This window comes from Methylobacter tundripaludum SV96 (genome assembly GCF_000190755.2).
Classification (GTDB): domain Bacteria; phylum Pseudomonadota; class Gammaproteobacteria; order Methylococcales; family Methylomonadaceae; genus Methylobacter_A; species Methylobacter_A tundripaludum.
Genome location: NZ_JH109152.1, coordinates 446,748 through 471,462 on the forward strand (window position 1 = coordinate 446,748; position 24,715 = coordinate 471,462).

Consider the following 24,715-nt stretch of genomic DNA (forward strand, 5'->3'; position numbering starts at 1 on the left):
GCCTAACTGAATTATTTAATGACATGTTGAAAATATATAACACCCTGACCCGAAAAAAAGAACCGTTTCAGCCGCGTGTCGCGGGTAAAGTCGGCATGTATGTCTGCGGCATGACGGTTTACGATTACTGTCATATCGGGCATGCGCGGGTCATGGTGGTGTTCGATACGGTTGCGCGTTATTTTCGCCACCAGGGTTATGAATTGACCTATGTGCGCAACATTACCGATATTGACGACAAAATCATTCAGCGCGCCATCGAAAACGGCGAAGACTACGGCAAATTGACTGAGCGGTTTATTGACGCGATGCACGAGGATGAGCGGGCGCTGGCCGTTTTGCCGCCCGACCTTGAGCCGAGGGCAACGCAGTCCATCGCTGATATTATCTCAATGATTAAAACCCTGGTGGACAAAGACCTCGCTTATGTCGGCAGCAATGGCGATGTGTTTTATGCGGTGACAAAGTTTAAAGATTACGGCCGGTTATCGGGCAAAAACCTGGACGATTTACAGGCCGGTGAGCGCGTTGATGTGGACCTGGCAAAGCGCAACCCGATGGATTTTGTGCTGTGGAAGATGGCTAAGGCTAACGAGCCTGCCTGGGACTCGCCGTGGGGCTTGGGCCGTCCTGGCTGGCATATTGAGTGTTCGGCGATGTCTACCTGTTGCTTGGGCAATCATTTCGACATCCATGGCGGCGGCATGGATTTGCAGTTTCCGCACCATGAAAATGAGATTGCCCAGTCGGAAGGCGCGACCGGCGAGAAATTTGTTAATGTATGGATGCACAACGGTTTTGTACGCGTTGACGATGAAAAAATGTCCAAGTCGTTGGGTAATTTCTTTACCGTGCGTGAAGTGTTGAATCAGTATAAACCGGAGATCATTCGCTTTTTTATTCTTTCAAGCCATTACCGCAGTCCGTTGAATTATTCCGATGAACAGCTCAATGACGCCAAAGCGGCTTTAACGCGCCTTTATACCGCCCTGCGAGGCGTGGAAACTACAGCCGAGGCGGCGATTGAGGAAGCTTATAAAACCCGTTTTGAACAGGCGATGGATGATGACTTTAATACGCCGGTCGCATTGGCAGTGTTATTTGATTTAGCCAGAGACCTGAATAAAGCCAAAGAATTAGATCAGCAGAAAGCTTGCGCCTTGGCGGCTACGTTGAAATATTTAAGCGGCTTGCTGGGAATTTTACAGGATGATCCAGATGCTTTTCTTAAAGGTAGCGGGGATGCTGCTGTACTTGGGGAAGAAACAGTCGAGCAACAAATCCAGGCACGTCTGGATGCAAAAAAAGCCAAGGATTGGGCATTGGCCGATAAAATACGTAACGACCTGAAAGAGCAGGGCGTGATTCTGGAGGATTCGCCCGACGGCACAACCAGCTGGCGGCGCGAATAATCGGTTGAATAGCGGAATTTCCACGGGAGTCATGGAAAAGGTGCAATGTTAAGTTGTAAAAAATATCACCACGAAGACACGAAGGACGCGAAGAAATAAACTTCGTGTCTTCGTGGTGAATAAAAAGATTTTAAATGATAAATACCCCAAGGTTCTAATGGCCGATCATCACAAACCGTCAGCAACGATATGGCACAAAAAGTGTTAAATTTCATCAGCAATTTTCTCTCAAAAAAAATCCGCACTGCTATTTACAGCGCCAGGGAATCCATCGGCGAACATAAGCGCGATATAGTCGTCACCCATGTTGAACAGGCTTGTGTGGGTTTGCGGGAAACCAGGGATGAGTTTGAAGATGCGCTGCAGCGGTTTAAGAACTTGGTCTGCGTCAATGAAACCACGTTGGACCATAAATACAACCTGCTCAACAGACAGTATCAGTTTTGTTGTGCTAAATCCGATGCGGTCAGCAACAGAATCAGGGCGATTGAACAGGTCAGCGAGGCGTTGTTCAAAGAATGGGAAAGCGAACTCAATGAATACACTAACCGTAACTTGCGCGCCCACAGTAAGCAGCAGCTAAAGGTAGCCAGGCAAAATTATGCCCGGCTGATCCGGTCCATGCAAAAAGCCGAAGCGAAAATTCAGCCGGTACTGGCGGCCTTCAAAGATCAGGTGTTGTATTTGAAACATAACCTTAATGCCCAGGCTATCGCGGCATTAAGGCATGAATTTATTGAGATAGGCATTGATATTTCTCAGTTGATCAATGCCATGGAGCAGACCATCGCTGAGGCAAGTCAATTTGTTGCAGTATTAACCGATCAAAAAGCCTTGCCCAGCCGGTAACATTAGAGCTTGTACAAAACGTCGTTGGCTTTGTCTTTAGGATCTTCTTTTTTACCTTTACGGTTATCCTGATCGATTCTTTCTTTGCCGAATTTGGCGATCATATCATCCCAGCCTGTGTACTTTTCATAGCCTGCAAAGCCGTTATTTTTCCGTTGCTGATAAAGTTCTTTGCCCAATGCAATGATTTCTTCGGGTTTTTTACCGTCAACCGCGTTAAGAAAGTCTTGTTCGCTTTTAATGGAATCGCGAAGCATCCAGAAAGAGACTTCAAATTCAATACGCGCATCGGGAGATAAGCGGTTTTTTAGCGCTTTAACTGATCTAAAGACAGTACGGGTATTATGACCGTTAATTTGTTGGCCCTTACTGCAGCCAATTAACGATGTGCAGCAGAGAATGAGCAGAAGAACAGGTAATTTCTTCATAAAGATAACCTCAGGTTTAAGTAGGGACGCATGTCATGCTATTTACAGGGTTTGTGATTATATAACGCAGGATCGTCAAACGAAGTAAAATAGTCAGTCATTATAATCCTGAGCTGGTTTTTCATGCTGGAATTTATCCAATTATTAAAACAACGTTACCAGGCGGTTTTGGCTCAGCAGGGTAATGAGTCGGTTAAAACAAGCTATCAACAGCGGATCGACCAGCTGATTTTGGCGGAAGCCTTCATACGCAAGGGGCAGCTGATCGAGGCGTCGCAGCAGCCGTTGTTGCACATGGCTGTGGTAGGGCCGACGCAGGCCGGAAAAAGCTCGCTGGTCAACGTGTTATTGAACAGTAATGCTGCCGGGATCAGCCCATTAGCGGGTTACACCATACATCCACAGGGTTTTTGCAATGGCGTAAGTCTTGCCGACTGTAGCGGCCTGCAACGTTATTTCGGCCGATTTCAACAGCTGCAACAAACGCAGCTAAGCAAAGACCGGCATGATTGCTATTCGCTAACCGAAAACGCCACGGATTCAGGACTTTTGCCGCATGGCGTTTTGTGGGACACGCCCGATTTCGATTCGATAGATTCAGCTACTTACCGCGAAGGTGTCATCAGGGCGATTGCCTTGGCGGATCTGGTGATCCTGGTGGTCAGCAAGGAAAAATATGCCGATCAATCGGTCTGGGACATCATGGCCGCCGTTGAAGAATTGCATCAGCCGACCCTTATTTGCCTGAATAAACTGGTAGAAGGTTCCGAGTCGATCATCATCCAGTCATTAAAAGAAAAGTGGCGGCAAGCGAGAACCGACGAATTTCCCGAGGTCGTTTCGCTGTATTACCAAAAGCCGGGCGGGCTGCCGGATTGGCCTGAGTCCAGGCAACCGTTGCTTAAGCAACTGGCGAATAAAGTACGTTTGAACAAACACCCGCGTTTTGAACAGGAGTTATTGAAAAGGCACTGGCAAACCTGGCTGGAACCGGTTGTTGCCGAACATCAGGCGTTAAACGATTGGCATGAATTAGTCGATCTGATGATCAATCAGGCGATGGAAAGTTACCAGCGCGATTACCTGAATCATCCGCATCATTACGAAACCTTTCAGCTTGCGATGACCGAATTGCTGAATTTAATGGAAATCCCCGGATTAGCTCGCATTCTGGCCAGCACCCGCCAGGTCTTGACTTGGCCGGTCAGGCAGGTCATGAAACTGGGACGCAAAAGACTGCATGTTTCAGACAGCAGTTACGAAATAGCCTTGTTAAATCAAATAGCCGAACATACGCTGATCCAGCTGGCCGACAAGTTGTTGGATAAGGCCGAGCAAGGTGATCAGGGCCCGTGGTGGCGGCAACTAAACAGCATGTTGCGCAACCAGCGACAGGACGCGTTACAGGATTTTGCCCTGGCGGCAAAAAATTATCATCTGTCGTTTCAGCAGGATGTAGACAGCGCCGCGCATCGTTTGTATTACAAACTGCAAGAACAGCCGGTGGTTTTAAACAGCTTGCGCGCAACCCGAGCGACTGCCGATGCCGCTGTTATTGCGCTGACCTTGCAAATGGGCGGCATCGGCCTGCATGACTTGGTCATTGCCCCAGCGATGCTGACTCTGACTTCGTTGCTGGCGGAAAGCGCGGTCGGCGGCTATATGCACAAAGTGGAAGCTGATCTAAAACAAAACCAATTCAATACCGTCAAACAGGCATTATTTGTCGAGAGCCTGCGCCTTAAACTCTTGCAGCTGCCTGAGCAATTATCGATGACTCCTCATTTTAATATCTCCCCTGACCAGCTGCGTGCGGCAGAGCCTCAACTGACAGAAAAGCGCCATGGCTTACGATTACTCTAGTTTGGTACAAACAACAAAACGCTGGGCGGAGCAGGCGCTGGCAGCCGGCTGGATCAATGCGGACGCCGCGCAGCAGTTGAGCGATGTCGATGCCAGATCGCCCGAAACCCTGTTTAACCATAACGGCTCCAGGCCGCTGATCGTCGCCTTCATGGGCGGCACTGGCGTGGGCAAGAGTTCCTTGCTGAACCGTCTGGCGGGCAAAGCCATCGCCCGAGCCGGAGTCGAGCGGCCCACTTCGCGGGAAGTCACGCTCTATCATCACCATAGCGTTGCGATAAAGCATTTACCCGAACAACTGCCGCTGGCGCAAATCAAAACCGCCGAGCATGACAACGAGTCCAGGAAACATGTAGTCTGGATCGATATGCCCGATTTCGACAGCACCGAGCAAAGCAACAAACATCAGGTGTTGGAATGGTTGCCGCATATCGATGTGCTGATCTATGTGGTCAGCCCCGAACGCTATCGCGATGAAAAAGCCTGGCGCTTGCTGCTCGCGGAAGGCGGCAGGCACGCCTGGCTGTTTGTCCTGAACCAGTGGGACAGGGGCCTGACGGAGCAGTACGAGGATTTCAAACGGCAACTGCATAAAGCGGGCTTTGCCGAGCCGATCATATTCAAGACCGCCTGCGCCGAAGGCCTGCAAGTCGATGAGTTTGCAATATTGGAATCGACCATTAGCTCGTTGGCGACCGAGCATATCGTTGCGCAACTGGAGCAACGAAGCACGCAAATTAAAAAAGACGAGTTAAAGCAAACCCTGCAAAGCACCGGCCGGTTGCTGGGCTCCGAAGCAGTTTTTCAGCAATTGCCGGAGCTGTGGCAAGACCAATGGCAACGGTCAGCCCAAGTGCTGCAACAGGGTTTTACATGGCCCATCCAACAGTTGGCGCGGCACTATGCCGATCACGCGGCCGATCTATTAAGCAGTCCGGCGGCGGCCAAATATGCATCGACCGGCGCCAAATTCAACTTGTGGGATGATTGGGCCGAAGCCCGTTTTGACGATGCGCTGGATGAATTCGTTATCAATGCCGACCAGCTTGGCATTCCGGTCAATCCGCTTAAGCAGCAGTTGTCTGCGCTACGCGAAAAAGCGCCTAAAATCATCCAGGCGCAAACCGAACTGGCCGCCAGACAAGCATTGGCGAACCCCGGCAATGTATTGCATCGCGCCTTTTTAAAGTTCATGCGTTTATGCGAAATCATCCTGCCGCTTGCGGCCATTTGCTGGGTCGGCTATCAGGTTTTTATCGGCTATTACACCAGCAACATGACCGAAGTAGCTTATTTGGGCGTGGACTTTGCGGTACATAGCAGTCTGTTAATCGCCATTACCTGGCTGACGCCGTTTTTCATTCTGAAAAAATTAAAGCCGTCATTGGAAAAAAGCGCCTTAAGAGGCCTTAATAAAGGCTTAAACAGCGCCATCAACATGATCGACGGCGAAGTGTTGCTGGCGATAGAAAACATCGGCCATCAACATGCCGGGCAGATCAAGCAGCTAGACGGAATTATTGAGCTTTGCAGTGTAGCCGATGCCGGTCGACAATCGTCAATAGACAGCAACAGTCCCTTGGCCCGGATGCTGATTGATTAAAGCAGGATTAAACACAAATGAGGGAACGGGCGCAGTGTATGCGCCCGTTGAACAGGCATTCAATGCCGAGTTTACAGCGAGTTCAGTGTAATAAACACCATCGACCCCAGCGAAGTCAGGCCTAACCCGGCCATAGCCAGACGTGAACCGTGCAGCTTGGTCCACAACAAAAGGCCGGTCAAAGAAAGAAATACCAGGCCGCCGGCCAGTGTATCCGCCAGCAGTACCCAGGCCGTTCCCATGCCGACACCCTTGTGCAATCGGGTGATGAAGGCGAAGGCGTTTGCGTCCTGACGCTTTATCGAAACATAAGTATTGCCTACCCAGTATTCGGCGGTAACAGACTGCTGCGGACTGTGAAAATCCACCCGCCACTGACTGGGTTGCTGGAGGTTCCGATCGGCCCAGGTCACGGTTTTTTCCGGATCAATGGAAATTTTACTGGCCTCCCGGTCGATGCTTAGCTGTACTTGCAGCCATAAGGCCAAGGCTTTTGCATCGACTGGAAGCGGCTGGGGTAAGGCCATTTCAATGTGCGACTGTTCCATTTGCACCGCCGGAATTTTCATCACCATACGGTGATTGAGCAAAATTCCGCTCACGCCGAACAACAGACCCAATGCGGCTCCCCACAGCCCGACCCAGGCATGGATACGGCGCAGCCATTTTAGCCATTGAATACGTTTCGATTTCCGGTTCAATGGTGCCTCCGGGTTTTGTGTTTGTAGCATTATTTATCCTTGTCTGTTTTGTTCGTCGGTGCGGTAGTATTTTTTAAATACTTCATCACGGAAAGCGGCGAAAGCGGGATGCATCTCATAGAGCCCCAAAGTCGCTTTGTGCGTTGCGTTGATGCCATTCCGAAACGCTACCTTAGTCGATGTTGGGCTGACTATGAACGTTAAATCAGTTCATTGCCCTGGTGGTGCGACCAAAGATAGGTGTCGGCGGGTTGGTCGCTTTATCGACCAACCCGGCCTACCTCAAGAAAATAGCAGAATTCATCCTGCTTGTTTTTCATGCGTTAGGGACGACAATAGTTTAAAACTTTACACTGATTCCCGCATTAACGGCGATCGGCGAACCCGGTGTGATATTGGTGTTGTTGTGCGCATTAGCGTAATACTTCTTGTCGAACAGGTTTTCGACATTGACTTGCAATTGGATATTTTTAGTAGCCTTGAAGTAGACGGCCGCATCGAAGCGCAGGAAGCCGGGCAGGGTGACCAGGTTATCGGTGGCCGCAAATATTTTGCTGCGGTATATCGAGCCCAGGCCTACGCCCCATTGCTGGGTAATGTCATAACGGTTCCACAGCGAGAAGGTGTGCTCCGGCACCTGTGCCAGAGTGGCGCCGGCCAATGCGGTGCTTGAAATGCTTTTGGTGATTTCGCCGTTTTGAAAGGCATAGCCGCCCATGACTTTCCAGGCATCGGTAATGTTGCCGCTCAAACCCAGTTCTATACCGCGCGTGCGCTGGCCGTCGACTAAAAACGACAGCGCCGGATTATTGGGATCGGTGGCAAGGGCATTGAGGCGGTCAAGTTGATACAAAGCCAGCGTTGCCGACAGATCGGGTCGAATATCCCATTTTGCTCCCACTTCGTAATTCCTGAATTCTTCCGGTTTCAACGCTGCATTAGTCAATGTAAGCGACGCCAGCTGGTCGCCCGCCCTCGGTACATAGGCGATGCTGTAGTTGCTATACAAGGAGAAGTTGTCAAACGGTTTGTAGATCAAACCGCCGCGTGGGGACACCAGATTGTCATTAGTAGTAAAGTTTTGACCATTGCGGTTATTGGTGAAATCGACTTCGAAGCGATCGAAGCGAACCCCCATGATGGCCTTCCAATGTTCCGTTAAGTCGATCTGATCCTGCACATAACCGGCCTTAATGGTTGTCACGCCGTGATTGTTCGCGTCCGTGGCGGATTGCCGGAAAGCGACGGCGCCGCGATACCTGGGATCTGCCAACGAAACATTGACTGACGTAGCGTTAGCGCCCACATTGGTAAAATAACCGGTATTCCGGAAGTTATCGTTTTCCTGCCGGCCGAATTCCATACCCGTCAGAAACTTGTGCTTAAGAGGCCCGGTGTTCAACGAAAAAGTCAGGTCGGTTTGGTTAAATAAATTTTCGCGCTGGTTAGCGTTATTGTAGGCCGAAATCGCGACTTGGTTGCCGGCGGCATTGACCGCGCCCGGAAAGATGTTTTGGTAGAACTTATCATAGCTGGCGTAACGGCTGCTGTTGCGAACCGAGACGCCTCCGCCGAAGTCGTGGTCTAGCACTGCCTTGAAAGAATCGACTGTTGCCGAGGTCGGGCTGCGCTCCGGATCGCCGAAAAAAGTAGAGACATCGGTGTTGACCGGACGGCCTCCAAACGAGGAAATGCCTCGATCCGCAGTTCTTTTATCGTCGTAATGCTCATAGCCCAGCGATACTTTGGTCTGCTCGCTGGGCTGCCAGGTTAAAGTGGGATTAACGCCCCAGCGTCCGGCATCGAAGCCGTCGCGGTAGCTGCGGGAATTCTCCCACATGCCAGTGAGGCGCACGGCAACGTTGTCGTTAATGGCTTGGTTGACGTCCCCTGTGCCCCGATATTTATCAAAGGAACCGATCTGGAAATTCATTTCGCGTAAATTGCTCCAGTTGGCCTGCTTGGTGGCGCGGTTAATCAAGCCGCCTGAACCGCCGCGACCGAAAACCATCGCGTTAGGGCCTTTCAGCACGTCGACCCTTTCGATGTTGTAAAGATCGCGAAAATACTGCACGTCGTCGCGTATGCCGTCGACATACATATCCGCATTCGAACTGTTGCCGCGAAAAATCGGGTTATCCCGATTGCCTTCCCCTTGGGCGGTGCCGACACCGGGTACATAGCGAGTCGTATCGGCTATGCTCTGCATATTTTGGTCCTTGATCAATTCTTGCGTGATAACGGTGATTGATTGCGGAAGGTCGATCAGGGCCGTATCGGTTTTGACTGCGGTTGAGTTGCTTTTGGCTTGATAGCCCTTCGTAACATTGGGCGTTTTCTCGCGCGACGCCTTTACTTTAACGGTAGGCAAGGTTAGTTCTTTACCTTCAGCTGCGCGTGTGTTCGAAACGGGATCGGCAGCCATGGTCACTGTGCTTAAGGCCAAGCCCAGCGGTAATAGCGCTCCCAGTTGCCATTTCATTAAACTATGCGGCGCGTTCAATAATGGGGTAATAGCCGGTATCAGCGGTCGGTTTTTGTGATTTTTCATAAATAGCCTTACTTGTTATGGTTAGCTTGTTGGCTGGCTAGTCACTCAAGGCGATGGCTGGCTGAATATTCGGGATCGACGCACTGCGGCGTAAACCGGTTGTGTTATTTTTTTGAATTCGGCTCGGTAACAAATCCAAGTTTTTCTATTCCTGCGCTTTGTGCAGCGGACATAACCATTGCCAATTGCTGATAATTTGTTGCTTTGTCAGCGCGTAAATGCACTTCGGGTTGGGGCTTTTTCTGCGCTTCTGTCCCCAGTCTTGAGGCGAGTTCCGCCTCTTCAAATGGCGCATCGTTCCAAAACAGTTTGCCTTCTCCATTAATCGACAGGGTCACAATATCGAGTTTTTCCGGATTGGACTGGCTGCCGGCTTGCGGCAGGTCGATTTTGATTGAGTGGGTGAGCAGCGGCGCGGTAATGATGAAAATGACCAGCAGCACCAGCATGACGTCCACCATTGGCGTTGTGTTGATTTCCGCCATCGGCTGGGTATGGTGATTATCGCCGCCGAATCCGCCTGAGCCCATCATAATGACACCGCCATGGGTGTCATTTCGGTAACTTCCCCGGCTGCTAACGGTACGCCGGTGGTCAGGTAGGTATGCAGGTCGTGGGCGAACGTTTCCAATTGGCCCATTAATAGGCGGTTGTCGCGTACCAGGGCGTTATAGGCCAGTACCGCGGGTATGGCAACGGCTAGACCGAACGCGGTCATGATCAGTGCTTCGCCGACCGGTCCCGCTACTTTGTCTACAGAGGCTTGGCCGCCGACGGCGATGGCGCCGAGCGCATGATAGATGCCCCAGACTGTGCCGAATAGCCCGATGAAAGGGGCGATACTGCCCACCGAAGCCAATAAGGTAAGCCCCGTTTCCAGGTGCATGGCTTCCTGGCCGATAACGCGACGTAGCGCCTGGGCAATAAATTCATCATGCCGCGAATGTTCTTGCAGTGCGCTACTTCCGCCTTCATTGGCGGTAACTGCGTGCTCCGCAAAAAGTTGAGCGGTGTAACGCTTGTGATGGTTGGCAGCATTGATGCCTTGTATCGCAAGACGCGCGAACGGGTTTTCAGCTTTATTCAAATCCTCGCTCATGACAGTCACCATTGATGATAGGGTTGTCGACGAAGCTTGCCAAAAGCGTTCTAAAAAACGGGCGCTGTTGCTTCTTAAACGCCGCGCCTGTATTGCTTTGATGACCATTAAAGTCCAGCTTCCGATGGACATGGCCAGCAGCATCGCTGCTACGGCGATAGATACCGCACCGCCTTGACTGATGAATTTCAGGTTGTCTAAGAGATATTCTGCTTGCATGATGATTTTATCCTTCTTCTATTGAAAATCTGACCGGTACAACGACCGATGCACTAACCGATTGTTCACCACGTTTGGCTGGAATAAATTGCCATTTCTTGACTGCTTCCAGCGCAGCCTGATCGAGTCGACTTGAGCCGCTGCCGGTTTGCAGCTCAACGGAACCGGCTTTACCGTCCTGCGTCACTTGCACGCGCAGCAATACCAGGCCTTGTTCGCCCAGCCGCCGCGAGATTGGCGGATAATTCGGTGCCGGGTTATTTAAATAAGCCGCATTGAAGTTGGGCGACTGGTATGGCTGTGTGTCTGCGGGCTTGTTGGTTGTTGTCTTGGTCTGCTGTTCGGCAATCGGCGAATCTGTTGCCGCTACTGGCGTGGATGTTTGTTCCACTGGCGGGGTTACCGGCTGATGTGTTTGCTTTATCAGTGGCACAACAGGTTTAATGATCGGTTTGACTTTTTTCTTGACTGGTTTTTGCTCTTTTACTACCGGCTGGACGGGCGGCACCGGTTTTTGCGGCGTTGCCTCTGGCGCGCTCAGCAGGCTAATCATGATGGGTTCGGGGGGCGTATCAAGTGGCAAAGACTGCGATTGTGGACGTAATGCCGCAAACATCGCCAGGTGTGCGCATAGCACCAAAACCAACGCGATCCATGGGCGGTCCTTGCTTCGCGTAACGCTGTTATGATTAATATTTCCTAACATGAGAGCGGGCCGATTTTCCAGGAAATAGAAGGTGGCTATTGGGAAGATCATTTTAGTGAACATGGCCGCTCCTTATTTGTTGAGTATGTGTAATGATTGCATGGTTGATGCGCCAAAATGCATCTTTAATGCGCCGCAATCCGGGCGAAATACCACGCGACAATTGTCGTTACCGGATAGTCCTGCTTTCTTGTGTCGCTTATTTGAGTTCATTGATTTTTGCCATCCAAATGTTAGGCAGGATAACGTCTGCCGAAGCTGCAATAGGCAGCGTTTCTTTGATATTGGCTGGCTACCGGGCACCTGAGTGTCGGATGGCTGGCTGCTCTTGACTTATATGCATTGCACTTTATTGTCGGCATGTTCATTCCCCGTATCATTATTAGGAGAGAGGCCGGTAGGTAGGAGGAAAATAACCTGCCGGCAATAAAGCGTAATAACTAGGTCAAGAGATAAATCATTTAGTCAGGATTAATTTGCCCTGACGAGTCAAACGTAATCGGTATTCTTCACCCGCATGTTCGATGACAACTTCGTTTCCCGTACCAAATAGCTCGGCACTGTTTAACCGCTGCCGTAAAGCGGGCGTTATGTCCTGCTTTGTAGACAGCGTTAAGTCTAAAGATTCAGATGAGGGGAGAAGTTGTTTGTCCATGGATACAAATAATAATGATTATCATTTGACGAGTCAACACTTGTTGGTTTTTTTCTGACAAATACTTAACTGATGTTATGCAATTTTTATCAACGGCAGGAGGTTAGTTACTCAGGGCCAAAAAGAGGGTAATGGGTTAAATATGTAATTTGCCCGTATAATACCCCTATGACCTGTTATCAAGAAATTACCTGCCCGGCTTGTGGCAGCAACCCAATTATGAAGTCTGGCCGTAGTGCAGAGGGTACACAGCGTTACCGCTGTCAAAATCCGGATTGCAACACTAAAACGTTCATGCTGGCTTACCGCTATAAGGCGTGCGAGCCGGGCATCAAGGAGCAAGTTGTGGACATGGCTATTAACGGTAGTGGCATCCGTGATACAGCGCGAGTTCTCAAGATCAACAAAAACACAGTCATTAGCACGTTAAAAAAAAGTCGAACCGTTTAGTCCAGGTAAATCCCAACATTCAGACCTTAAATTCAGGAGGAAATATGGAGGTGAGATTGGAACTCGCGTGTGAAGCCGCTGAAATGGATGAACAGTGGTCTTTTGTCGGTAACAAGTCCAATCAACGCCGGCTCTGGTATGCCGTTGATCATGCGACGAATATCGTACGGGCTTATGTGTTTGGCAAACGCACGGACGAGGTGTTCAAAGAGCTGAAAGCATTGCTTGAGCCCTTTGGCATTAGCCGTTATTACACCGATGATTGGGGCGCTTATGAACGTCACCTTGAAGCCGATAAGCATCAGGTAGGCAAGCGTAATACCCAAAAAATTGAACGCAAGAATCTGAATTTCAGAACCTGGATTAAGCGGCTCACACGAAAAACAATTTGCTTTTCGAAAGTTGAGACCCTGCATGATACGGTTATCGGATTGCTGATTAACAAGGTCGAGTTTGGCTTGGATATTCATGCCTAATTACAGATTTAACCACTACCACTTTCTTGTGTTGTTTATTTGAGTTCATTGATTTCACCATCCCAATATTAGGCAGAATGGAGTCGGCCGAAGCTACGGTATGTAGCGTGTCTTTGACATTGGCTGGCTACCAACAGCTGAAAGTGTTGGATGATGGCTGGCTGTTTTTTTACAAATTATTTGGTCAGGATTAATTTGTCCTGGCGCGTTAAACGTAAGCGGTATTCCTCACCGGCATGTTCGATGACCACTTCGCGGCTGGTATTAAATAGCTCGGCGCTGTTTAACCGTTGTCGTAAAGCCGGCGTTGTGTCCTGCTTTGTAGACAGCTTTAAGTCCAGAGGTTCGATAGAGTCGGGTAGTTGTTTGTTCATGGGTTTAAATAATAATTATCATTTGGCGAGTCAACACTTGTTGTTCTCTTTTGCTAAATTACTCAAAAGTCAGGGGGCAATTATCTATTGGGACAGAGCATGTTCAAGCGGGTATTGATGTCAATTCAGTGTTGGAATGGATGGCTGAGCTTATCCACCCTTCGACCCCAAATACTTTCATTTCCGGGGGCTTCTTCATCATCGTTAGGCCATTCAAGAGCGATTACCTTGTATTGTTAGCCAGTCTGTCATACAGGCGTCATAATGAGAATGTCTAATATCGAAATTCAATTGACCCCTATGAAACCAAACCCGGATATATAAACCATGACCACCCAACCGACCCAGCTAACACAAGAAGAAATCAGCAATATTGACGCCTATTGGCGAGCCTGCAACTACCTGGCTGCGGGCATGATTTATCTGCGCGACAATCCGCTGTTGCGCGAACCGCTCAAGATAGAGCATGTGAAGAGTCGTTTGCTGGGGCACTGGGGATCAAGTCCGGGATTATCTTTCACTTATATCCATCTCAACCGGTTGATCAACAAGTACGACCTGAATGCCATTTTCCTGGCCGGGCCGGGACATGGCGCGCCGGGCGTACTAGGCCCGGTCTATCTGGAAGGCGCTTACAGCGAAATCTATCCTAACAAGAGCGAAGACGAACACGGCATGCGCCAGTTCTTCAAGGAGTTCTCTTTTCCGGGCGGCATCGGTAGTCATTGCACACCGGAAACGCCGGGCTCGATTCATGAAGGCGGCGAACTCGGCTACAGCGTCTCGCATGCGTTCGGCGCGGCTTACGACAACCCTGATTTGATCGTTGCGGTGGTGGTCGGCGATGGCGAATCCGAAACCGCGCCGCTGGCGACTTCCTGGCATTCCAACAAATTCCTGAATCCGATCCGCGACGGCGCGGTGTTGCCGATCCTGCATCTGAACGGTTACAAGATCAACAACCCGACCATCCTGTCGCGTATCCCGCACGAAGAACTGGAAAACCTGTTCAAGGGTTACGGCTGGACGCCTTATTTCGTCGAGGGTAGCGATCCGGACACCATGCATCAAGCCATGGCCGTTACGATGGAGCAGTGCGTACTTGAAATCCGCCGCATTCAACAGGAAGCGCGCAGCAGCGGCCAGCCGGTTCGCCCGCGCTGGCCGATGATCGTATTGCGTTCGCCCAAAGGCTGGACCGGGCCGAAAGAGGTTGACGGCAAGAAAGTGGAAGGCTTCTGGCGCGCTCACCAAGTGCCGCTTGGTAATGTCCGCGACACCCCGGAGCATTTCAAGCAGCTGGAAGACTGGCTGCGCAGCTACAAGCCGGAAGAATTGTTTGACCGGGACGGACGCTTGTTGCCTGAACTCAAAGCTTTGGCACCGAAGGGTGCGCGACGCATGAGCGCCAACCCCCACGCCAACGGCGGCCTGTTGCGCAAAGCCCTGCACATGCCGGATTGCCGCGAATATGCCGCCGTCGTGACCAAACCGGGCACCACCACTGCTGAAAACACGCGTCCGCTGGGCAAGTTCCTGCGCGACATCATGAGTCTGAATATGCACAATTTCCGCGTGTTCGGCCCCGACGAAAACAGCTCGAACAAGCTGGGCAACGTGTACGAAGTCAGCAAAAAAACCTGGCTGGCCGACTACCTGCCGGAAGACGCCGATGGCGGCGAACTGTCGCCGGACGGACGGGTCATGGAAATGCTGTCTGAACATACTTTGGAAGGCTGGCTGGAAGGCTATCTGCTGACCGGCCGCCACGGTTTCTTCTCCACCTACGAAGCCTTCGTGCATGTGATCGATTCGATGTTCAACCAGCATGCCAAATGGCTGGCCATGTCCAAGGAAGTCGCGTGGCGCGCGCCGGTTTCGTCATTGAACCTGTTGATTACCTCCACCGTATGGCGTCAGGATCACAATGGCTTCACCCATCAGGACCCCGGCTTTCTCGACGTGGTGGTCAACAAAAGCCCAGCGGTGACGCGCATCTACCTGCCGCCCGATGTAAACTGCCTGCTGACGATTGCCAACCATTGTTTGAATAGCACCAATTACATCAACGTGATCGTTTGCGACAAACAAAAGCATCTGCAATTTCTGGACATGGATGCGGCGATCAAGCACTGCACCAAAGGCATCGGCATCTGGGGTTGGGCGAGTAACGATCAAGGCGTCGAGCCGGATTTGGTGATAGCCAGTGCGGGCGACATTCCTACCAAGGAAGCGCTGGCCGCAGTGGTGTTGTTGCGCGAGAATTTCCCGGAACTTAAGATTCGCTTCATCAACGTGGTTGACCTTTACAAGCTGACGCCTGAATCAGAACACCCGCACGGTTTATCGGACAAGGATTTCGACAGCCTGTTTACGCTGGATAAGCCTATTTTGTTCAACTTCCACGGCTATCCTTGGTTGATCCATCGTTTGGCTTATCGTCGCAACAACCACAAGAACCTGCATGTGCGCGGCTACAAGGAAAAAGGCAGCATCAATACGCCGCTGGAGCTTGCGATCCAGAACGAGATAGACCGTTTCAGCCTGGTGATCGATGCGATTAATCGCGTTCCTGCTTTGCGCGTGGCGGGTGCGCATGTCAAAGAAAGCATGCGCGACATGCAGATCGAATGCCGCAACTACGCTTACGAACACGGCACCGATTTGCCCGAGGTTGACAACTGGGTGTGGCCGTATTGAAGCACTCGGTTCTAACCATCAACAGCGGTTCGTCTTCGATCAAGGCGAGCCTGTTTTCCGCTGACGGGGCGCGGCGCAATTTCCGCTATGAGCGAGTGCATGACCAACGGGAAGCGTTCGATCAACTCCTGCACGATCTGGAAGGTGATATGCCGGAACTGGTCGGGCATCGCTTTGTCCATGGCGGCGATATTGTCGATCCGGCAAGGCGGGTCGATGCGGCCGAGCGTTGCCGACTGGAAGAGCTGATCCATATTGCTCCGCTGCATCTGCCGGGCAACCTGCTGGGGCTGGATTTATGCCTGCAACGTTTCAATGCGCCGCAAGTCGTTTGTTTCGATACGGCTTTTCATGCCACGATGCCCGAGTTGGCCAAACGGCTGCCGATTCCGAACGAGTTGGGGCTACGCCGCTTCGGTTTTCATGGGCTCAATTATGCCTACATCGCCAAAATGCTTGCGGGAGTTTTGGGCGACGTGGCTTATAAAAAAGTCGTTGTCGCTCATTTGGGCAGCGGCGCCAGCCTTTGCCTGATGGAAAACCTGAAATCCGTGGATACCACGATGGGTTATACCCCGGCGGGCGGCATCCCGATGGGAACCCGAAGCGGCGACCTCGATCCCGGCGTGATGCTGGAGCTGGCGAAACGCTACAATCCCGAACAATTGAGCGACATGGTGTTTCACCAGATGGGGTTGATGGCTTTGTCTGCGGGTGAAAGTTCGGAAATGAATGAGCTGCTTTCGAGTAACAGTGAAAATGCCCAATTTGCCGTCGACTATTTTTGCCGTCAGGTGAGGGCGGCGATCGGCGGCTTTGCAGCCAAGGCGGGCGGTATCGATGCGCTGGTTTTTACCGGTGGCATAGGTGAGCATTCTGCCGAAGTTCGGGAAAAAATCTGCGGTTCCTTGGGTTTTTTGGGGTTTGCGTTGGATAAGTATCCCAACCGTGTCGGGCAGAATGAAATCGGTCTTGCCGGTTATAAACCCGTGCTGATTGTCCCCGCTGATGAGGAGGTGATGATTCGCGACCTTTGCCTAAGCGCTTGTCCGTAGCGATGCGGGCGTTTTCGGCACAACTTACAAATGCGCCGGAAACGCCAGTTTTCGCTCAAACCGGCTTATTCCGCCCCTGCCGCACAGGCATGTGCGCGGGCGTCGTGCTACCAGTCAACACCTGCTGTAAATCGGGATGTTGGCTGTAACCATTGTGCAGGTTTTTCCATATATTTTGCTTGCACCATCTTGAAATACGCTTAAAAACCGAGTTCCATTTGCCCAGTGAAGCATTTAATAGCCGCCACTATGAGTCACTGCTAGAACCCAAAGAACGGTATTTAGAAAGCGTCGACACTTTATACCCTACTTCGAGGGTAGAAATTTTACATCCAGGAAGCGTGGTTGGGTACTGTTGAAGTAGCCATGGTACACCAGTATAAGTAGTGGCACTTATATTCTAATTGCAAATTCACAGTATAAAATACACCTACCAATTTCTAAGGAGGAATGGTCACTAAGTTCAATTGCAAGAAGAACGACTTAGTGGTTAAAGCTCAGATCCAGTAATGAATCTGAGCTTTTGCTCTGGAAGAAGGCGGATTTTTTTAGATAACTTTACATCAAACAAACAAAGAATAATTTATGTTGGACATTTTTAGAATATTGCTAGCGTCATACATCAAAGCTCCCCGTCAAGCAAAGTCACCTTCAGTAACACCTAAGCCAGCCGCACAGCCACTGGCAGGATATTATTACCCATCCCCCGGAATTATAAAAATCAGTCAAAATATCCTACGTTACGAGACAGGAGTCGAGTAGTCTACAGGCGCGATAGTACACGTGTGCAACAACGATTCTTTCATTTTTAGGCCATAACATAGGTCGTGTCGCCACGATTTATGGACTCTGCTGAAGCCGTTGCTCGAAGCAAGCGGGGTTACTCTTAGTGTTAGTGCTTTAGTGATGGCTCGTGAATATGTGTACCACGAAACTCAATTTACCTCGCAAGTTTGATACTTTGATTTTGTAGATAAGTTCAATACAGCCTTTTCTGACGTGGAAGAGGCAATCTCCAAAAAACGGTCGTTTTTTTGAACAGGGCAAATAGACTGCCGCACAGTTTTATGACCCCAAAATGAAGTAATCGTTGTCGTATCCCTACTTGACTTCACCAATGGCTTAAGCCATTGGTAGGATGAAATAAAAAGTGGTGCCTTTGTCAGGTTTACTCTTGAAATACAAAGTACCTTCATGGGCCTCGATTAGTGAACGACTGATGGATATTCCCATGCCCATGCCATCGGCCTTGGTGGTGTAAAAAGGCGTCGATATTTTTTTTTGTTGGTCTTCATTTATTCCCGGCCCGTTGTCCTTTACCCTGACCTGTATGCTGTTATTGAGAGTCACTCGGCTATGGATGGTTATCTGGCGTTGCCGTTTTTCGGGTAAGTTTTTTAAGGCATCAACGCTATTTCGGATCAGGTTTATGAGGACCTGTTCAATTTGTATCTGATCGACATTGATAGACGGCAGATTATTTTCCAGTTCAAGCTTTAGCTTTACGCCGTTTTGATTAAGTTCGACAATGCACAGGTCAACACATTCATGAATCAAACTATTAATGTCGGCGGTTGAACGATGTTTTGCATGAGATTTGATAAACTCCCTCATGCGTTGAATGATTTGTCCCGCTCTTGAAGCCTGATGATGGATTTTGGATAAGATTTCGAGGAGCTTTACCGGATCAGGATGATCAGTGTTAATAAGGTTTATACTGGTTTGTGTATAGGTTGAAATCGCAGTCAGGGGCTGGTTGAGTTCATGAGCAATGCCTGAAGCCATTTCACCCATCAGCCCAAGGCGAGTGACATGAGCGAGTTCGTCCAGATGTTTCTTGTCTTGCTGTTCCCTGTGTTTGCGCAGACTCACATCACGTACAATAGTGGTAAAATAGCGCGTGTTTTCAATTGAAAACTCAGCTATGGACATATCCAGAGGCACCACAGAACCGTTTTTGTGAATGCCTTCAATCTCCCAAATTTGACCGACAGATTTTACTGTATGGGGCAAGCTGCAATCATTCATTTTTCTTGGCGATGACGGCATGATCTTGTTAATGCGGCAACCGATCAGCTCTTTCGGTTTATAACCGAAAATAGTTTCTACTGCAGCATTAGCGGATACGATGATGTCGGACATGTCAATAGTGATAATGCCTTCCACTGACGCATTAAAAATGGAGTTAAGTTCGGCGGTCCGTTCCTGTACTGTTTGTTCCAGCACCTTGTTGTAATTATTTAGTTTTTTGTACAGCAGCCGCACTTCCAGCAGGTTATGGATGCGCGTCCGTACTTCGACCAGATCAAACGGTTTGCTGACAAAGTCTTTCGCGCCGGCAGCGAGCGCCCGCAGCTTGTGGCCCGGTTGGGCAGTGATCACGAGTACTGGAAGGTAGCCATCCGTTTCAATTTCCTTAAGGCCTTCCATCACCTGGAAGCCATCCATGTCAGGCATCTGTAGATCGAGCAGGATCAGGTCGTAGCGGTTTTTTTGGTGAAGCGAATAAACCTCATGGGGATCATTTGTCGACGCAATGCAAGCATAGCCGACATCACCTAGCATTTCCCCAAGCAGAAGCACATTGTATTGCTGATCGTCAATGATCAGAATGCTGGCGTTAAGGATTTCTTGCTCGCTAATCATCGTATTTGTCCATTTTATTTGTATTGACCAAGCCTATTTCAGAAAGTTTCAGTGCATCGTCCAAGGCGTTCATAAATTCATTGACCTTGATGGGTTTTGTGAGATACAGGAAGAATCCAGCCTGCTCGTCTCGGTCCGGCCCGGCCCGGATCGGTGAAGTCATTCTTGAACGGTGCGCCGGTCTGCTCGTCGCGCGTGCAGTCGGAGAGAGCCTCCATCTGCTTGTTGATGTCGGAAATGATGCGGGACGGATCAGTGGTCATGATCGCGTGTAGAACTGCTGGTCGCGCAGTATTGGCAGTGCCGATCAACAGGTAACCGATGATGCCCGGCGCGTAACGCCGTGACCGACACAACCGTCGGAAAGCGACTGCCATCCTTGCGGGTGTAGGTCAACTCGTAGACATCCTCGATGTCGCATGAGGCCTTGAATACCAAGGACTCGAAGTCAGGCGTAATCGGGGTTTTGAGCTCTACGCTCAACGCATTGGCACGTACGATCACTTCCTGCGGATAGGAAATGGCGGTCGGGGTGATCTTGTTCAGAACATCTGCGGCCATATAGCCCAGCATGCGCTCGTAGCCGATAGGCGTACCCAGCGCTCCGCACGACGACCAGATTAGGCAGGGTTCCACCGCCCATGAAAATTGAGACACCGATGATGCCACGTTTCCGACTACGGCGATTTCTCGGTCGATGTGCCATTCTCCCATGACGTAAAGCTTGGACACGATGCAAGTCGTGGAAAAATAGGCATAACGCAACATTCGTAAAGGAATTTACCTAGCGGCATCTGGATCAATTCCAGATGAGGAGTATTGCGCTCGAATTCGGCTTCGGGCAGGGCGTCGAGAAGATAATTTTGCCAAGAGCTAAGCGGGTCAGGCATAAGCAACACCCTTCTGTTAATTAAGATCGAATAGCTCTATTAAGCCAAAAAAATCAGTTTGTATTGTACATGTACCTGTAGGATAAAGGGTTCAACTTCTCAAATCAATAAGTGCGGCTACCTATAAGGTGACTACGCTAAGCCACATGTTTTGTCATATCTCAATGGTAACAATTATAAGCAACCAAAGTTAGTTTCAGTCATCATTGTTATGTCGGATTTATTTACACCTTCGGTAAGGTTTACCGTCCGTGGACATGGATATCGGCATCCATGCCATTATGGCTGTGCTGGTTGAGGTTTCTTGATCTCTTATTAACTGATGTTACGCAGTCATCCCTAAATTTGGTTATTCTGTGCGAATGAAAAAAGCAGAATTAGAGTTATACACAGATTATTTGATAAGCACGTTTGGAGCGGCGACAGCCACGGGATTATCGTCGATGGTGGATGGAGATGTGAGCCATGACCGAGTGACGCGTTTTCTGTCAGAACGCGAATACACGTCTCGAGACTTATGGCGCCAGGTAAAATCGACAGTTCGCCAGATAGAGCGGGAAGATGGCGTGTTGATTTTCGACGACACGATCCAGGAGAAGGCCTGGACGGACGAAAATGAGGTGATGTACTGGCATTTCGATCATTGCAGCGGGCGTTCGGTACGGGGAATCAACTTGCTGAATGCCCTGTATTACAGCGGTGAGGTATCGATTCCGGTTGCGTTTGAGCTGATGCGAAAGCCGCTGCAATTTTGCGATGTGAAAACGCGACAGGTGAAGCGGGCCAGTGAAGTCACCAAAAACGAATTGATGCGGTGCATGATAGCCACCTGCGTGAATAACGCCTTGAAATTTCGTTATGTGTTGATGGATAGCTGGTTCGCTTCCGTGGAAAACTTTGAGTTTATTGTGAAAAAGAAAAAGCACTTTATCGCTGCGCTCAAAGACAACCGTCTGGTCGCTTTAAGTGCAGCCGATAAGAAGCAAGGTCGCTTTGTACGGATCGATACCCTGGAATTATCGGATAAACAGGTCGTGCGCGGCTGGCTAAAAGGGTATGCAGATGAGGTCCTTTTAGTTCGGCAAGTCTTTACAAACAAAGACGGCAGCACGGGGTTGTTGAATCTGGTCTGCAGCGATTTGACGTGCAACGGCGACATGATCGCGACAATCTATCAAAAACGATGGAAAGTTGAAGTGTTTCATAAATCCTTGAAATCCAATGCCGCATTGGCAAAGTCGCCGACCCGCAGGGTTACCACGCAAAACAATCATGTGTTTATGGCGATTTACGCGGTATTCAAGCTGGAATGCCTGAAGTTAAAACACAAAACGAACCATTTTGCGTTGCGAGCTAAGCTCTTTATTAAAGCAACCCGTCAAGCCTATGCAGAACTTCAGATTCTGCAGGCTGCGTAACATCAGTAAGTAAGTGCGCATATTGATATGCTGCCAACACCAAGGCAAAATAATTTGGTAAGGTTATGTTTTAACCGATTGAATGACATGGATGAACGCGGGCAACGTGTCAATCATGAAAAAGTGAATAATTCGTTTAAGGAACTATGATGGCCGAGCAAGCAAACTATATTCGTTGGTTTAATGAATTAACGATCGACGATGTGTCTCTGGTAGGCGGCAAGAATGCCTCATTAGGCGAAATGTATCGGGAATTAACGCCGCAAGGCATCCAAATCCCTAACGGTTTTGCGGTGACCGCCGAAGCTTACCGCTATGTATTGGATCAAACACATAGCTGGGAGGCGCTGCATCAAACTTTGGATGACTTGAATCCTGACGATGTCGCCGACCTTGCCAAACGTGCGCGTAAAGCGAGGGAAATAATCTACGCCGCGCCTTTTCCCAAAGACCTTGAGCAGCAAATTATCGAGGCGTTCAATCAGTTGAAACAACAGTATGGCGACGACTTAAGCGTTGCGGTGCGCAGTTCCGCCACCGCCGAAGACTTGCCGACCGCCAGTTTTGCCGGACAACAGGATACTTACCTGAATATACGCGGCGAACAAGTCTTGCTGGACTCCTGCAAACGCTGTTTTGCCAGCCTGTTCACTGATCGCGCGATACATTACCGCGTCGATCAGGGCTTCGACCATTTCAAGCTGGCCTTATCGATAGGCATTATGAAAATGGTGCGCTCGGACCTGGATGCCAGCGGCGTGATGTTTTCGCTGGATACCGAATCGGGATTCAGGGATGTGGTGTTTATTACCGGCGCGTACGGACTGGGCGAAAACGTCGTGCAAGGCGCAGTAGACCCAGACGAATTTTACGTACACAAACCCACTTTTGAGCAGGGCCATCGGGCGGTGTTAAGGCGCACCCTGGGCGCGAAGAAAATAAAAATGGTCTACAGCGAAGGACGTACCCGAGAACCTACCCACAACATTGTGACCTCTGAAGAAGAACGTAACCGCTTTTGCATTAACGATGCGGATGCGCTGACCCTCGCCGACTACGCCATTAAAATAGAGAAACATTACAGCGCCAAAGCGGGTCAGGCCAAACCGATGGATATTGAATGGGCGAAAGACGGCCTTGACGGTACGCTGTACATCGTTCAGGCGCGCCCGGAAACCGTGGTTTCCCAATTGCGCGGCATGGTTTTGGAACAATACAGTCTTAAAAGTAAAGCCGAACCGATAGTCACCGGGCATGCGGTGGGCAGCAAGATTGCCACCGGCAATGCGCGGATTATTGAAAACGTCGAACAGCTCAATAGTTTTAATCCCGGCGATGTGTTGGTGGCCGATATGACCACGCCGGACTGGGAACCGGTGATGAAAATGGCTTCGGCGATAGTCACCAACCGTGGCGGGCGCACCTGTCACGCGGCGATTATCTCGCGCGAACTGGGCGTTCCGGCGGTCGTCGGTTGCGACAATGCCACGACCATGATTAAACATAATAGCCCGGTCACCGTATCGTGCGCCGAGGGCGATGTCGGTAAAGTCTATTCCGGCCTGCTCGACTTCGCTATTAACAGCACCGATTTGTCGGGCCTGCAACGTCCGAAAACCAAGATCATGCTCAATATCGGCAATCCCGAACTGGCCTTTAAAACCAGCTTCCTGCCCAATGACGGCGTGGGGCTGGCGCGGATGGAATTTATCATTACCGAATACATCAAGGCGCATCCAATGGCGTTGATACACCCGGAGACAGTGCAAGATGCCGGTGAACGGGAACAGCTGAGCCGGTTAACACGAAATTATGCGAGCGCCGAAGATTACTTTATCCAAAAACTATCGGAAGGCGTGGGCACCATTGCCGCCGCGTTTTATCCCAAGCCCGTCGTCGTGCGGATGTCGGATTTTAAAACCAACGAATACGCCACCTTGCTTGGCGGGCGCTGGTTTGAATTCGATGAAGCCAATCCGATGATCGGTTTTCGCGGCGCGTCGCGATACATCCATCCCGCTTACGCAGAAGGTTTTGCGCTGGAATGCAGAGCTATGAAACGGGTGCGCGACGAGATGGGCTTGTCCAATGTTATCTTGATGATCCCGTTTTGCCGCCGCGTAGAGGAAGCCCGGCGCGTACTCGACTACATGGCGCAGCTGGGTTTGAAACGCGGCGAGCAGGGGCTGGAAATTTATGTGATGTGCGAGATTCCCAATAACGTCATTCAAATCGATGCTTTTTCCGAATATTTCGACGGCTTTTCTATCGGCTCCAATGATTTGACCCAGCTTACCTTGGGTGTGGATCGCGACTCCGCGATCCTCGCCGAGGATTTTGACGAGCGCGATCCCGGCGTCAAGGAAATGATTCGCCTTGCCGTTGACGGCGCGCGGCGTAACGGCAGACATTGCGGCCTTTGCGGCCAAGCGCCGTCGGATTACCCCGAAATGGCGGAATTTCTGGTGGAAATCGGCATCGATTCAATGAGTTTGAATCCCGATACCGTGTTGCAGACTACGCAGCGGGTGTTGGAAACCGAACGGCGTTTGGGCAGATAAGCGGTAAAATGCCGGTAAAGTCATAAAGTTGTTGAATCCTCACAACAAAAAGACATCTG

21 protein-coding genes are annotated in these 24,715 nt (G+C 50.2%); 9 read left to right on the plus strand and 12 right to left on the minus strand.

Features of this window, described 5'->3' with window-relative positions; genetic code table 11:
- Positions 1–23 precede the first annotated feature (23 nt).
- Both cysS and METTU_RS02005 read left to right on the plus strand, forming a co-directional pair.
- Complete coding sequence (cysS, locus tag METTU_RS02000; protein WP_040579862.1) at positions 24–1,412, plus strand: cysteine--tRNA ligase; 1,389 nt, start codon at positions 24–26, stop codon at positions 1,410–1,412.
- A gap of 189 nt (positions 1,413–1,601) precedes the next feature.
- Entirely contained in the window at positions 1,602–2,261 is a 660-nt protein-coding gene (locus tag METTU_RS02005) for a DUF2959 domain-containing protein (RefSeq protein WP_006889633.1), read from the plus strand.
- A 2-nt stretch (positions 2,262–2,263) separates the two neighbouring features.
- Here the strand turns inward: METTU_RS02005 and METTU_RS02010 are convergent, their stop codons facing one another.
- Positions 2,264–2,689 carry a hypothetical protein gene (locus METTU_RS02010; RefSeq protein ID WP_006889634.1) on the minus strand — a complete coding sequence of 142 codons (426 nt, stop codon included), beginning with the start codon at positions 2,687–2,689 and terminating at the stop codon, positions 2,264–2,266.
- A 123-nt stretch (positions 2,690–2,812) separates the two neighbouring features.
- On the opposite strand from METTU_RS02010, the gene METTU_RS02015 reads away from it, so the two are divergent.
- Entirely contained in the window at positions 2,813–4,552 is a 1,740-nt protein-coding gene (locus METTU_RS02015; protein ID WP_006889635.1) for a GTPase domain-containing protein, read from the plus strand.
- Positions 4,533–6,155, plus strand: coding sequence for a GTPase domain-containing protein (locus METTU_RS02020; protein ID WP_006889636.1), 1,623 nt, complete (start codon positions 4,533–4,535; stop codon positions 6,153–6,155). The genes METTU_RS02015 and METTU_RS02020 overlap by 20 nt, the downstream gene beginning before the upstream one ends.
- Positions 6,156–6,226: 71 nt before the next feature.
- On the opposite strand, the gene METTU_RS02025 is transcribed toward METTU_RS02020, so the two are convergent.
- The 7 genes from METTU_RS02025 to hemP (METTU_RS22055) all read right to left on the minus strand — a co-directional run bounded on the left by METTU_RS02025 (position 6,227) and on the right by hemP (METTU_RS22055) (position 12,086).
- A complete protein-coding gene (locus METTU_RS02025; RefSeq protein WP_006889637.1) occupies positions 6,227–6,886 on the minus strand; it encodes a PepSY-associated TM helix domain-containing protein in 660 nt (219 codons plus the stop codon).
- A gap of 310 nt (positions 6,887–7,196) precedes the next feature.
- Positions 7,197–9,407, minus strand: coding sequence for a TonB-dependent receptor (locus tag METTU_RS02030; RefSeq protein ID WP_006889638.1), 2,211 nt, complete (start codon positions 9,405–9,407; stop codon positions 7,197–7,199).
- A gap of 104 nt (positions 9,408–9,511) precedes the next feature.
- Positions 9,512–9,940 carry an ExbD/TolR family protein gene (locus tag METTU_RS02035; protein WP_006889639.1) on the minus strand — a complete coding sequence of 143 codons (429 nt, stop codon included), beginning with the start codon at positions 9,938–9,940 and terminating at the stop codon, positions 9,512–9,514.
- Entirely contained in the window at positions 9,937–10,725 is a 789-nt protein-coding gene (locus tag METTU_RS02040) for a MotA/TolQ/ExbB proton channel family protein (protein WP_006889640.1), read from the minus strand. Before METTU_RS02040 ends, METTU_RS02035 begins: the two co-directional genes overlap by 4 nt.
- A 7-nt stretch (positions 10,726–10,732) precedes the next feature.
- Entirely contained in the window at positions 10,733–11,494 is a 762-nt protein-coding gene (locus tag METTU_RS02045) for an energy transducer TonB (protein ID WP_006889641.1), read from the minus strand.
- A gap of 9 nt (positions 11,495–11,503) precedes the next feature.
- Positions 11,504–11,644: a hypothetical protein gene (locus METTU_RS23920; protein WP_217182753.1), complete on the minus strand. Its 141-nt coding sequence runs from the start codon at positions 11,642–11,644 to the stop codon at positions 11,504–11,506.
- A 244-nt stretch (positions 11,645–11,888) separates the two neighbouring features.
- On the minus strand, positions 11,889–12,086 hold the full coding sequence (hemP, locus tag METTU_RS22055) for a hemin uptake protein HemP (protein WP_006889642.1): 198 nt from the start codon (positions 12,084–12,086) through the stop codon (positions 11,889–11,891).
- A gap of 168 nt (positions 12,087–12,254) precedes the next feature.
- Between hemP (METTU_RS22055) and METTU_RS22060 the strand changes: the two genes are divergently transcribed.
- Positions 12,255–13,012 (plus strand): IS1 family transposase gene (locus METTU_RS22060; protein ID WP_436969932.1). Its coding sequence is split into 2 segments (ribosomal slippage): positions 12,255–12,513 and positions 12,513–13,012, totalling 759 coding nucleotides; the frame shifts between segments, so codons are not numbered across the junction.
- A 176-nt stretch (positions 13,013–13,188) separates the two neighbouring features.
- Here METTU_RS22060 and hemP (METTU_RS02060) read toward each other — a convergent pair.
- Entirely contained in the window at positions 13,189–13,386 is a 198-nt protein-coding gene (gene hemP / locus METTU_RS02060) for a hemin uptake protein HemP (protein WP_006889643.1), read from the minus strand.
- A gap of 327 nt (positions 13,387–13,713) precedes the next feature.
- Between hemP (METTU_RS02060) and METTU_RS02065 the strand changes: the two genes are divergently transcribed.
- Both METTU_RS02065 and METTU_RS02070 read left to right on the plus strand, forming a co-directional pair.
- Positions 13,714–16,086, plus strand: coding sequence for a phosphoketolase family protein (locus METTU_RS02065; RefSeq protein WP_006889644.1), 2,373 nt, complete (start codon positions 13,714–13,716; stop codon positions 16,084–16,086).
- The gene (locus METTU_RS02070; RefSeq protein WP_006889645.1) at positions 16,074–17,141 is read left to right on the plus strand and encodes an acetate/propionate family kinase; all 1,068 of its coding nucleotides are present in this window, start codon (positions 16,074–16,076) and stop codon (positions 17,139–17,141) included. The genes METTU_RS02065 and METTU_RS02070 overlap by 13 nt, the downstream gene beginning before the upstream one ends.
- Before the next feature lie 1,122 nt (positions 17,142–18,263).
- Here METTU_RS02070 and METTU_RS02075 read toward each other — a convergent pair.
- The 3 genes from METTU_RS02075 to METTU_RS22065 all read right to left on the minus strand — a co-directional run bounded on the left by METTU_RS02075 (position 18,264) and on the right by METTU_RS22065 (position 20,555).
- Complete coding sequence (locus tag METTU_RS02075) at positions 18,264–19,787, minus strand: ATP-binding protein (protein WP_006889646.1); 1,524 nt, start codon at positions 19,785–19,787, stop codon at positions 18,264–18,266.
- Between the two features lie 77 nt (positions 19,788–19,864).
- The gene (locus tag METTU_RS23925; RefSeq protein ID WP_217182757.1) at positions 19,865–20,050 is read right to left on the minus strand and encodes a hypothetical protein; all 186 of its coding nucleotides are present in this window, start codon (positions 20,048–20,050) and stop codon (positions 19,865–19,867) included.
- A complete protein-coding gene (locus tag METTU_RS22065; protein ID WP_040579540.1) occupies positions 20,040–20,555 on the minus strand; it encodes a hypothetical protein in 516 nt (171 codons plus the stop codon). Before METTU_RS22065 ends, METTU_RS23925 begins: the two co-directional genes overlap by 11 nt.
- A gap of 484 nt (positions 20,556–21,039) precedes the next feature.
- Between METTU_RS22065 and METTU_RS02085 the strand changes: the two genes are divergently transcribed.
- Positions 21,040–22,095: an IS701 family transposase gene (locus tag METTU_RS02085; protein ID WP_006889647.1), complete on the plus strand. Its 1,056-nt coding sequence runs from the start codon at positions 21,040–21,042 to the stop codon at positions 22,093–22,095.
- A gap of 149 nt (positions 22,096–22,244) precedes the next feature.
- Positions 22,245–24,656 (plus strand): phosphoenolpyruvate synthase, encoded by a 2,412-nt coding sequence (ppsA, locus tag METTU_RS02090; protein ID WP_006889648.1) that lies wholly within the window; start codon positions 22,245–22,247, stop codon positions 24,654–24,656.
- The last annotated feature ends 59 nt before the right edge of the window (positions 24,657–24,715 follow it).

Excerpts from the sequence above, each read along its gene's own strand:
- cysS (WP_040579862.1), top strand. The coding sequence starts at position 24 with ATGTTGAAAATATATAACACCCTGACCCGAAAAAAAGAACCGTTTCAG.
- METTU_RS02005 (WP_006889633.1), top strand. The coding sequence starts at position 1,602 with ATGGCACAAAAAGTGTTAAATTTCATCAGCAATTTTCTCTCAAAAAAA.
- METTU_RS02010 (WP_006889634.1), bottom strand. The coding sequence starts at position 2,689 with ATGAAGAAATTACCTGTTCTTCTGCTCATTCTCTGCTGCACATCGTTA.
- METTU_RS02015 (WP_006889635.1), top strand. The coding sequence starts at position 2,813 with ATGCTGGAATTTATCCAATTATTAAAACAACGTTACCAGGCGGTTTTG.
- METTU_RS02020 (WP_006889636.1), top strand. The coding sequence starts at position 4,533 with ATGGCTTACGATTACTCTAGTTTGGTACAAACAACAAAACGCTGGGCG.
- METTU_RS02025 (WP_006889637.1), bottom strand. The coding sequence starts at position 6,886 with ATGCTACAAACACAAAACCCGGAGGCACCATTGAACCGGAAATCGAAA.
- METTU_RS02030 (WP_006889638.1), bottom strand. The coding sequence starts at position 9,407 with ATGAAAAATCACAAAAACCGACCGCTGATACCGGCTATTACCCCATTA.
- METTU_RS02035 (WP_006889639.1), bottom strand. The coding sequence starts at position 9,940 with ATGATGGGCTCAGGCGGATTCGGCGGCGATAATCACCATACCCAGCCG.
- METTU_RS02040 (WP_006889640.1), bottom strand. The coding sequence starts at position 10,725 with ATGCAAGCAGAATATCTCTTAGACAACCTGAAATTCATCAGTCAAGGC.
- METTU_RS02045 (WP_006889641.1), bottom strand. The coding sequence starts at position 11,494 with ATGTTCACTAAAATGATCTTCCCAATAGCCACCTTCTATTTCCTGGAA.
- METTU_RS23920 (WP_217182753.1), bottom strand. The coding sequence starts at position 11,644 with ATGAACTCAAATAAGCGACACAAGAAAGCAGGACTATCCGGTAACGAC.
- hemP (WP_006889642.1), bottom strand. The coding sequence starts at position 12,086 with ATGGACAAACAACTTCTCCCCTCATCTGAATCTTTAGACTTAACGCTG.
- hemP (WP_006889643.1), bottom strand. The coding sequence starts at position 13,386 with ATGAACAAACAACTACCCGACTCTATCGAACCTCTGGACTTAAAGCTG.
- METTU_RS02065 (WP_006889644.1), top strand. The coding sequence starts at position 13,714 with ATGACCACCCAACCGACCCAGCTAACACAAGAAGAAATCAGCAATATT.
- METTU_RS02075 (WP_006889646.1), bottom strand. The coding sequence starts at position 19,787 with ATGATTAGCGAGCAAGAAATCCTTAACGCCAGCATTCTGATCATTGAC.
- METTU_RS23925 (WP_217182757.1), bottom strand. The coding sequence starts at position 20,050 with ATGACCACTGATCCGTCCCGCATCATTTCCGACATCAACAAGCAGATG.
- METTU_RS22065 (WP_040579540.1), bottom strand. The coding sequence starts at position 20,555 with ATGTTGCGTTATGCCTATTTTTCCACGACTTGCATCGTGTCCAAGCTT.
- METTU_RS02085 (WP_006889647.1), top strand. The coding sequence starts at position 21,040 with ATGAAAAAAGCAGAATTAGAGTTATACACAGATTATTTGATAAGCACG.
- ppsA (WP_006889648.1), top strand. The coding sequence starts at position 22,245 with ATGGCCGAGCAAGCAAACTATATTCGTTGGTTTAATGAATTAACGATC.